Origin of the sequence: Salipiger sp. HF18 (assembly GCF_011806505.1) — a bacterium.
GTDB classification, from domain to species: domain Bacteria; phylum Pseudomonadota; class Alphaproteobacteria; order Rhodobacterales; family Rhodobacteraceae; genus Salipiger; species Salipiger thiooxidans.
On sequence record NZ_JAATOS010000131.1, the window covers coordinates 1 to 9862 of the forward strand.

Here is a 9862-nt window from a genome sequence, read left to right on the forward strand (position 1 = left end):
CGGATCATGGAGATTTCCGGACAGATCGCGCTGGTCACCGGCGCCGGCAGCGGCCTCGGCGAGGCCACCGCCCGGCGGCTGGCAGCTGCTGGCGCCAGGGTTGCGGTGGTGGACCGCGGCGCCGAGGCGGCGGAGCGCGTCGCGGACGAGATCGGCGGGCTGGCGATTGCGGTCGACGTTTCCGACAACGGCGCCGTCGAGGCCGCCTTCGCCGAGGTCGCATCGAAGTTCGGGACCCCGCGCATCGTGGTCAACTGCGCCGGCATCGGCACCGCGGGGCGCATCCTGCCCCGCGACGGGGTGCTGCCCATCGAGACCTTCGAGCGCACGCTCCGGGTCAACCTGCTGGGCAGCTACATCGTGCTCAGCCACGCCGCCAGGCTGATGTCCGCCGCCGAGCCGCTGGATGCGGACGGGGCACGCGGGTTGATCGTGAACACCGCCTCGGTCGCTTATCAGGACGGCCAGATCGGGCAGGCGGCCTATGCCGCTTCCAAGGGCGGCATCGCCTCGCTGACGCTGCCCGCCGCGCGCGAGCTCGCCCGCTTCGGGATCCGCGTCATGACCATCGCGCCGGGGCTCTTCGAGACCGCCATGAGCGCCGGTCTCCCGCCCGAGGCGCGGACCGCGCTCGAGGCCGGGCTGCCCTTCCCCTCGCGCATGGGCAAGCCCGATGAATTCGCCCTGCTGGTGCAGCAGATCGTCGAAAACCCCCTGCTGAACGGTGAGGTGATCCGCCTCGACAGCGCCGTTCGCCTTGCGCCGAAATGAGGACTGACATGTTGAAAGGCACCTACACCGAGGCCCGCTACGACGAGCAGGTCGCCGAGCTCGAGCTGGTCCGAGAGGACAAGCGCAACGCCATGTCCGACGGTCTCATGGCCGAGATCGAGCAGTTCTATTCGTCGCTTCCAAAGGACGTCCGCGTGGTGATCCTGCACGGTCGCGGCGGGCACTTCTGCTCGGGGCTCGACCTCGCCGAGCACGTGTCGCGCAGCGCCGAGGAGGGGGTCTACCACTCGCGCAACTGGCACCGCGTCATGGACATGATCCAGTTCGGCGGCGTCGTGACCATCAGCGCCATGACCGGCGCGGTGATCGGCGGCGGGCTCGAGATGGCGACCGCCACCCACGTGCGCATCGCCGAGCCATCGGTGATCTTCCAGCTTCCCGAAGGCCGCCGCGGCATCTTCGTGGGCGGCGGGGCGACGGTCCGGGTGGGCCGCATCCTCGGGCCGGACCGGATGGTCGAGATGATGCTCACCGGGCGCAAGTATGACGCCGAGGAGGGCCTGCGCCTCGGGCTCGCGCATTACAGCGTGGGCGAGGGCGAGGCGCTGCCGATGGCGCGCAAGCTTGCCGTCAGGATCGCCGCCAACGCGCCCATGTCCAACTACTTCATGATCAATGCGCTGACCCGCATCGGCGACATGTCCCGCTCGGACGGGCTCTTCACCGAGAGCCTCGCCGCGGCGCTCGTCCAGACCACGCCCGACGCCGAGGAGGGCCTGCGCGCCTTCCTCGAAAAACGCAGCCCCGTGTTCCGCTGAGATCGCAGGGAGGGAGGAGCCATGAACACCCAGATCATCGAACGCGCGCCCAAGGACCCGACCGCCCGGGCCGACTGGGCCCGCCGTCACACCCTGACTCGCTACGTGCCGCACAAGGTGGTTCGCGAGGACCGCGCCGACGGCACCATCCTGCTGCGCTCGGGCTACGATCTGCCCGAGGCGGTCGCCAACACCGGCGTCTGGCTGCACGAATGGGCCGAGAAGGCGCCCTACCGCGTCGCCGTCTCGGAGCGGCCTGTCGAGGGGCCGGGCTGGCGCAACGTCACCTATCTCGAGCTGCTGCAGCAGGTCCGCGCCATCGCCTCGGCGCTGCTGGCACGGGGGCTGGGCGAGGGCGACACCATCGCCATGCTCTCGGGAAACGGGCTCGACCACCTGCTGGTCTCGCTCGCGGCGCAGTACATCGGCGTGCCGGTGGTGCCTCTGGCCGAGCAGTATTCGCTGATCCCCGAGGCTCATGGCCGGCTGATCTTCGTGCTCGACAAGGTGAAGCCCAAGCTCGCCTTCGTCGATGACGCCACCCGCTACGCCTCGGCGCTGGCCCTGCCGCAGCTCGCCGATGTCGAGGTGGTCGCCGCGCGCGGCGAGGCCGGGCGTCCGGTGACGCGGCTTTCCGAGCTGGTCCATGCCGAGGAGCGCCCCGATCTGGATGCCGTCCATGCCACGGTCGGCCCGGACACGCTGGCCAAGATCCTCTTCACCTCCGGCTCGAGCTCGGATCCCAAGGGCGTGCTGACCACGCACCGGATGATGTGCGTGAACCAGGTGCAGATGCAGGTGGCGCTTCCCTTCCTCATGGATCATGCGCCGCGCATCACTGACTGGCTGCCGTGGAACCACGTCTTCGGCGGCTCGCACAACGTCAACATGATGCTGGCCCATGGCGGCACCCTGACCATCGACAGCGGCAAGCCCACCGGCAGGGGCTTTGCCACCACGCTCAAAAACCGCACCGACCGGCCCGGCACGCTGGCCTTCAACGTGCCCGTGGGCTGGAACATGCTGGTCGACGCCATCAAGGACGACCCCGCCACGCAGGCGCATCTGTGCAAGGACCTGCAGCTGCTGTTCTACGCCGGCGCCTCGCTGCCGCAGGACGTGTGGGAGGCGCTCGAGCAGTTCTGCATCGACGCCCGCGGCGGTCTGCCGATGATGATCTCGAGCGGGGGCCTCACGGAGACCGCCCCCGCCTGCCTCATGGTGCACGAGCCCATCGGCCGCTCGGGCGTGATCGGCGTGCCGCTGCCCGGCGTCGAGGTGAAGCTCATCCCCGACGAGGACATGCGCTGCGAGGTGCGGGTCAAGGGGCCGAACGTGATGACCGGCTACTTCAACGACCCCGCCAGGACCGCCGAGGCCTTCGACGACGAAGGGTTCTTCATCACCGGCGATGCGGTGCGCTTCGTCGATCCGGACGATGCCGACCGTGGACTGGTGTTCGACGGCCGCGTGTCCGAGGACTTCAAGCTCGACACCGGGACCTGGGTGCAGGCGGGCAACCTGCGCATGACCGCGCTCAAGGAGCTCGCCGGGCTGGCGCAGGACGTGGTGATCTGCGGCCATGACCGGGGCGAGGTGGGGCTCTTCATCTTCCCCGTGCCCGGGGCCGCCGCGTCGGGCGAGGTCACGCAGGGCGCCGTCACCGACACCGCGCTGATGACGCGGGTCGAGCTGCGCCTGCGCGAGATGAACGCGCATGTGACGGGCTCGGCCAAGCGCATCACCCGCGCCATGGTGCTGGCCGAGCCGCCGTCGCTCGAACACCACGAGATCACCGACAAGGGCTCGCTCAACATCAAGAAGATCCTGACCCGCCGGGCGGAGCTTCTGGAGCGGCTCTACGACAACGAAGATCCGGCGCTGATCCGCGTCTGAGGAGGACACCAGATGATCGACTTCGCCAAGGTCCGCGCGATCGACTTCCACACCCATGCCGAGGAGGCCTGCGGCTGTCACGCCGATGACGGCTACGACGAGCTGCAGTCCACCATGGCCAAGTACTTCGGCGCGCCGTGGTCGCATCCGCCGACCATCGACGTCACCGCCGCGCACTACCGCGAGAAGAACATCGCCGCAGTGATCTTCCCGGTCGATAGCGAGCGCGAAACCGGCTACCGGCGCTACGACAACTACGAGGTCGCCGACGCCTGCGCCAAGAACAGCGACATCCTGATCCCCTTCGCCTCGATCGACCCGGCGAAGGGCAGGCTCGGCGCGCGCGAGGCCCGCGACCTCGTGCAGAACCACGGCATCAAGGGGTTCAAGTTCCACCCCACCATGCAGGGGTTCTACCCCAACGACCGCATGGCCTACCCGCTTTACGAGGCCATCGCCGAGGCCGGGGTGCCGGCGCTCTTCCACACCGGGCAGACCGGCGTGGGCTCGGGGATGCGCGGCGGCAACGGCATGCGGCTGAAGTATTCGAACCCGATGTTCATGGACGATCTGGCAGTGGATTTCCCCGACATGCCGATCATCCTCGCGCATCCGTCCTTCCCGTGGCAGGAAGAGGCGCTCTCGGTCGCGCAGCACAAGCCCAACGTCTACATCGACCTCAGCGGCTGGTCGCCCAAGTACTTCCCCAAGATCCTCGTGCAATACGCCAACACGATCCTGAAGAAGAAGATGCTCTTCGGGTCCGACTGGCCGATGATCGCACCCGAGAAGTGGCTCGACGCCTTCGACAAGGCCGAGTTCCGCGACGAGGTGCGGCCGCTCATCCTCAAGGACAACGCGATGCGCCTCTTGGGCATCGAGAGCTGACCGGAGGCGCCGCGCGATGATCCCCTTTCAGGCCCCGCTCGACGACATCTTCCACAGCCTCCGGACCTTTGCCGGCGAGGTGCCCGGATGGGACCCCGAGCTCTCGCAGGAGGTGGCGGGCCATTTCGCCGCCTTCGCCGAGGGCGTGCTGGCGCCGCTCAACGGGCCCGGCGACCGCGAGGGCTGCCGGCTCGAAAACGGGCGGGTTCGGATGCCCGAGGGCTTCGGTGCCGCCTATACCGAACTGGCCGAGAGCGGCTGGCAGGGGCTCACGGCGCCCGAGGCTTTCGGCGGGCAGGAGCTCGACCACCTGACCGCGGCGGCGGTGTCCGAGATCTTCTCGGGCGCCAACCATTCGCTGCAGATGGTGACCAACCTCGTGCCGGGCGCGGTCTCGACGCTGCTGGTGCACGGCACCCCGGCGCAGCAGGAGACCTACATCCCGAAGCTCGCCTCGGGGGCGTGGCTTTCCACCATGTGCCTGACCGAGGCGGGGGCGGGCTCGGACCTGTCGCGGATCCGCTGCCGGGCGGTGCGCGACGGCGAGAGCTGGCGCATCGAGGGGCAGAAGATCTTCATCTCGGGCGGTGACCAGGACCTGTCCGAGGGCATCCTGCATCTGGTGCTGGCGCGCACCGGGGCGCCCGAGGACGGGGTGAAGGGGCTGTCGCTGTTCCTCTGCCCCTCGGAGCGCGACGGGCTGCGCAACGCCGTCACCGTCACCCGGATCGAGGAGAAGCTCGGCCTGCACGCCTCGCCCACCTGCCAGATGGAGTTCGACGGTGCAAGCGCCGAGCTGGTGGGCGCCGAGGGGCGTGGGCTTGCGGCGATGTTCACCATGATGAACCACGCGCGGCTCGACGTATCGCTGCAGGGCGTGGCCCACGCGGCGCGGGCCCATGCCATCGCCGCGGCCTATGCCGCCGAGCGCCGCCAGGGGCGCCAGCCCGACGGGTCCGACGCGATGCTCGCCGATCACCCGGACGTGCAGCGGATGCTGGCCGAGCAGCAGGACGCCGCCCGGGTGGCGCGCGCCATGTGCCACATCGCGCTGGGCGAGCTCGAGCGCGGCGACGCCCCGGCGCTGGTCGAGTTCCTGACGCCGCTGTGCAAGATCTGGTGCACCGAGGCGGGGCTGCGGGCGGCGGATCTGGGGATCCAGATCCTTGGCGGCTACGGCTATCTCGAGGAATACGGCGTGGCACAGATCTGGCGGGATGCGCGGATCACCACGATCTACGAGGGCGCCAACGGCATCCATTGCCAGACCATGGCCTCGCGCGGGGTGCGCTTTGGCGAGGGAGCGGTGATCGAGGCCTTCGCGGCGCTGATCGCCCGGCTGGCACCGGAGGACATGGCCCTGGCCGAGCGCAGCGCGGCGTGGCAGGCGCGGGCGCGCGAACTGGCGGGCCTCGCGGACGTGCGGGTGCTGGCGCATGACTTCGCGGTCGCGACCGGCGCGCTGCTGGCCGATGCGATCCGGGTGAGGCTGGCGCGGGGCTGAGCCCCGCCGTCAGGGCCTCAGAGGTCGAGCAGCGAGGCCGCCGCATAGGCCGGCGCCAGCATGGCGCGGCGGTGGCGGCCCAGCGGGAAGCGCCGGGGCGGCGTGCTCATCGCCTCGGGCAGAAGCGCGCGCGGCGCCCGGTCCCGCACGAGGTCGGCAAGCAGCATGCCGGTGTGGCTTGCCATGGCGACGCCGTTGCCGTGGTAGCCCATCCCCGCGAACAGCCCCGGCTGGTCGGGTACTGGCCCGGCAAAGGGCGTGAGGCTTGCCATGATACAGACCAGCCCCGCCCATTCGTGGCTCAGCCGGACATCGCGCCAGCCCGGAAACATCTCGGCGAAATCGCCTCGGATCTTGCGCGAGATCGAGGCCTGCGCCCGCGGCGTTGCGGTCAGCCCGCCGCGCATCCCGAACAGGAAGCGGTTGTCGGGCATCAGGCGGAAGTAGTGCAGCAGGACGCGGGTGTCGTAGGCCATCTGATACGATGTCCAGCCCTGCGCCGCCCGCTGCGCCTCGGTGAGCGGCTCGGTGACGATCACGCTCGACTGCACCGGCAGGTAGCGGGCGCGCAGCCAGTCGGGCACATCCTCGGAGGAATAGCCGTTGGTGGCAAGGATCACCCGGTCGGCGGTGAGCGTGCCGTGCGGCGTCGAGAGCATCCACTTGCCGTCGCGCCTCAGCGCCGTGACCGGGCTGTGGCCGTGCAGGGTGGCCCCGGCGGCGCGGGCCGCGCGGGCGAGCCCGGCGTGGTACTTGCGCGGGTTCAGGGCAAAGCCCACGGGAATGGTGACGGCGCCGAAGAACGGCCCGCCGAGCCCCGCGGCTGCCATCTCCTCCATCTCGAGCAGGCGCGGGGTCACGCCATATTCGGATTCAATCTCGTCGAGCCCAGCCTTCAGCTTGCCGAAGGCGCGCGCGCTGTGGGCGATCAGCGTCTCGCCCTCGGAATGGGTGTCGGCCTCGATCCCGTGATCGGCGATAAGTCCGGCCACGGTCTCGATGGCCGCCTTCTCGGTGGCGCGCCACGCCATCAGCCCGTCCGGGCCATACTGGCGTCGGAGCTGGCCGCTGGTCGCCTTGGACCCGCCGAGACAGCAGAACCCGCCGTTGCGGCCCGAGGCGCCGTAACCTGCGTGCTCGGCCTCGAGCACGGTGACGCCCGTGCCCTCCTGCGCGAGGTGCAGCGCGGCCGAGAGGCCGGTGTAGCCGCCGCCGATGACGGCGACCTCGGTGCTGCGGTCTCCGGGCAGGGCCGGCCAGTCGTCGGGCGGCACCGTATTGGCCCACCAGCAGGCGCCCTGCGGCCCGTAGGCCGGCGCTTCGTAGATGCGTTTCATTCGGTTCGGGCAGCCGCCTGTTCGTCGCGGGCCTGCGCCACTGCCGCGCGCTTGGTGATGACCGAGGCGGTGATGACGCCAACGGTGACGATGCCGATGAGGATCGTCGACAGCGCGTTGATCTGCGGGCTCACCCCGAGCCGCACCGCTGAGAATATCTTGATCGGCAGAGTAGTGGCCGAGGGGCCGGTGGTGAAGCTGGCGATCACGAGGTCGTCGAGCGACAGGGTGAAGGCAAGCAGCCAGCCCGAGATCACCGCCGGTGCGATGATCGGCAGGGTGACCAGCCGGAACGCCTCGAAGGGCGAGCAGCCGAGGTCGAGCGCGGCCTCCTCCAGCGAGCGGTCGAAGCTGGTGAGCCGCGACGACACCACCACCGAGACGTAGCACATCGAGAAGGTGGTGTGGGCGAGCACGATGGTGAACACGCCCCGGTCAAGCCCGATGCCGATGAAGAGCAGCAGCAGCGACAGGCCGGTGATGACCTCTGGCATGACCAGCGGCGCGTAGATCATCCCCGAGAACAGGGTGCGGCCGTGAAACCGGCCCGCGCGCACCAGCACGTACGCCGCCATGGTGCCGAGCAGCGTTGCGAGGGTCGACGAGAAGACGCCCACCTTGAGCGTGACCCATGCGGCGTCGAGGAAGGCCTCGTCGCGCAGGAGTTCGCCGTACCACTTGGTCGAGAAGCCCGCCCAGACGGTGACCAGACGGCTTTCGTTGAAGCTGTAGATCACCAGCAGGACCATGGGCAGGTAGAGGAAGGCGAAGCCGATGGTCAGCGAGGTGGCGTTGAACCAGGAGAAGCGTCTCATCGGCGTGCTCCCGTTCCGGTGGCGGCGCGGGCGAGGGCATTGGGAAGGGGGAAGCTGCGCATGGTCATTGGCCCTCGGCCTCCCGGGCCTTCTGTTCGTTGCGCTGGAAGAGCACGATCGGGATGATCAGGATCAGCAGCAGGATCACCGCCACCGCCGAGGCCACCGGCCAATCGCGGTTGTTGAAGAACTCTTCCCAGAGCACCTTGCCGATCATCAGCGTCTCGGACCCGCCGAGCAGCGAGGGGATGACGAACTCGCCCAGTGCCGGGATGAAGACGAGGAAGCAGCCGGCAATGATGCCGTTCTTCGACAGCGGCCAGGTCACCAGCCAGAAGGCGGCGAGTTTCGAGCAGCCGAGGTCCTCTGCCGCCTCGATCAGGCTCTCGTCCATCTTCTCGAGCGCCGAGTAGATCGGCAGCACCATGAAGGGCAGGTACGTGTAGACGATGCCGACATAGACCGCCCTGGGGGTATTCATGATCATCAGCGGCTCGTCGATGATCCCGGTCCAGAGCAGGAAACTGTTGAGCACGCCCTCGGTCGAGAGGATGCCCATCCACGAGTAGACGCGGATCAGGAACGAGGTCCAGAACGGCAGGATGACCAGCATCAGCAGCGTCGGGCGCCACTCGTCGGGCGCGCGGGCCATGCCGTAGGCCAGCGGGTAGCCGACGCAGAGGGTGATGAGCGTCGACAGTCCCGCGATCTTCACCGAGCTGAGGTAGGACTTCCAGTAGAGGCTGTCGGTGGTCAGGAAGACGAAGTTCTCGAAGTCGAGCTCCGAGAAGAAGGCCTTGATCCCGTCCCAGCCGGTCGAGAGGTCGAGCTGCGGCATGTAGGGCGGGCGCGCCAGTGCCACGTCCGACAGCGAGATCTTGAGCACGATCAGGAACGGGACGAGGAAGAGGAGCAGCAGCCAGATGTAGGGAACGGCGATGAGGAACGCGCGACGCATCGGGCTACTCCTCGAGCACGACGCCGGCGGTTTCCGTGAAACCGATCCAGACCTCGTCCTCCCAGGTGATGTGCCGGTTCGAAAGCCGGCGGGCGTTGACCATCTGCGCCTTGATCATCAGCCCGCTGCGCAGCTCGACGTGGTAGGTCGAGATGTTGCCGAGATAGGCGATGTCGATGACCTTGCCCGGCAGCACGTTGGGGCGCTGGGGCTTGTCGAGGTCGATGGTGACCTTCTCGGGTCGGATCGACAGCGTGACCGGCTTGCCGTCGGTGGCCGGATCGCCGTTGGCGGCGATGATCGGCGGCTGGCCCTCGGCCCAGTCGATGAAGATGCCGCCGGGCTTGATGGCGGGTTCCGCCGGCGCGACCGGGGCAGGGGGCGGAGGCGGTGGCGGCGCCTTGTGCGCGGCGGCGAGCTCTTCGGGGCTCGGCGGCGGCAGCTGGCGCGGCGCGCTCTCGCGGTGGCCGAGGAGGCGGGCGAAGACCTTCTGGTAGAGCCATTCGCCGCGGGCGTTGGGGGCGGGCAGGCGGGCGTCGGTCACCACCGGCGTCGCGGGCTCGGCCGGCTGCGGCGCGGGCGCCGGGGTCTCGGCGACGGCGGGGGCCTCGGGCGCCGGGGCGGGTGCGGGCTCGTCCGGGCGCACGCGGGCCTTGCCCTCGATCAGGTTCACGTCGCCAATGAAATCCGCCACGTAGACCGAGTTCGGCGCCTCGTAGATCACGTCGGGGGTGTCGACCTGCACGAGGCGGCCCTCGTCCATCACCGCGATGCGGGAGGCGACGGTCATCGCCTCTTCCTGGTCGTGGGTCACGATCACGAAGGTGGTGCCGGTCTTTTCCTGGATGTCCATGAGCTCGAAAGGCGTATCCTCGCGGAGCTTGCGGTCGAGCGCGCCGAGCGGCTCGTCGAGC

General features: G+C 69.1%; 9 protein-coding genes. 5 read left to right on the forward strand and 4 right to left on the reverse strand.

The window, feature by feature from the left end; genetic code table 11:
* Positions 1 to 6: 6 nt before the first annotated feature.
* Genes HC022_RS12695 through HC022_RS12715 form a run of 5 tightly spaced genes read left to right on the forward strand, consistent with a single transcriptional unit; the run spans position 7 to position 5838 of the window.
* Complete coding sequence (locus HC022_RS12695; protein ID WP_167452687.1) at positions 7 to 771, forward strand: SDR family NAD(P)-dependent oxidoreductase; 765 nt, start codon at positions 7 to 9, stop codon at positions 769 to 771.
* Between the two features lie 8 nt (positions 772 to 779).
* Entirely contained in the window at positions 780 to 1550 is a 771-nt protein-coding gene (locus HC022_RS12700) for a crotonase/enoyl-CoA hydratase family protein (RefSeq protein WP_008886745.1), read from the forward strand.
* Positions 1551 to 1571: 21 nt separating this feature from the next.
* Positions 1572 to 3446, forward strand: a complete 1875-nt coding sequence (locus tag HC022_RS12705; protein WP_167452682.1) for a feruloyl-CoA synthase — start codon at positions 1572 to 1574, stop codon at positions 3444 to 3446.
* 12 nt (positions 3447 to 3458) lie between these two features.
* Positions 3459 to 4334, forward strand: coding sequence for an amidohydrolase family protein (locus HC022_RS12710; RefSeq protein WP_167452683.1), 876 nt, complete (start codon positions 3459 to 3461; stop codon positions 4332 to 4334).
* Between the two features lie 16 nt (positions 4335 to 4350).
* Positions 4351 to 5838, forward strand: a complete 1488-nt coding sequence (locus HC022_RS12715) for an acyl-CoA dehydrogenase family protein (RefSeq protein ID WP_167452684.1) — start codon at positions 4351 to 4353, stop codon at positions 5836 to 5838.
* A gap of 17 nt (positions 5839 to 5855) precedes the next feature.
* Here the strand turns inward: HC022_RS12715 and HC022_RS12720 are convergent, their stop codons facing one another.
* The 4 genes from HC022_RS12720 to HC022_RS12735 all read right to left on the reverse strand — a co-directional run.
* Positions 5856 to 7175 (reverse strand): FAD-binding oxidoreductase, encoded by a 1320-nt coding sequence (locus HC022_RS12720; protein ID WP_167452685.1) that lies wholly within the window; start codon positions 7173 to 7175, stop codon positions 5856 to 5858.
* Positions 7172 to 7990, reverse strand: a complete 819-nt coding sequence (locus tag HC022_RS12725; RefSeq protein ID WP_008886758.1) for an ABC transporter permease — start codon at positions 7988 to 7990, stop codon at positions 7172 to 7174. The genes HC022_RS12720 and HC022_RS12725 overlap by 4 nt, the downstream gene beginning before the upstream one ends.
* Before the next feature lie 64 nt (positions 7991 to 8054).
* Positions 8055 to 8948, reverse strand: coding sequence for an ABC transporter permease subunit (locus tag HC022_RS12730; RefSeq protein WP_089955936.1), 894 nt, complete (start codon positions 8946 to 8948; stop codon positions 8055 to 8057).
* A 4-nt stretch (positions 8949 to 8952) separates the two neighbouring features.
* The coding region (locus HC022_RS12735; RefSeq protein ID WP_167452686.1) for an ABC transporter ATP-binding protein at positions 8953 to 9862 on the reverse strand (910 nt) is incomplete at its 5' end.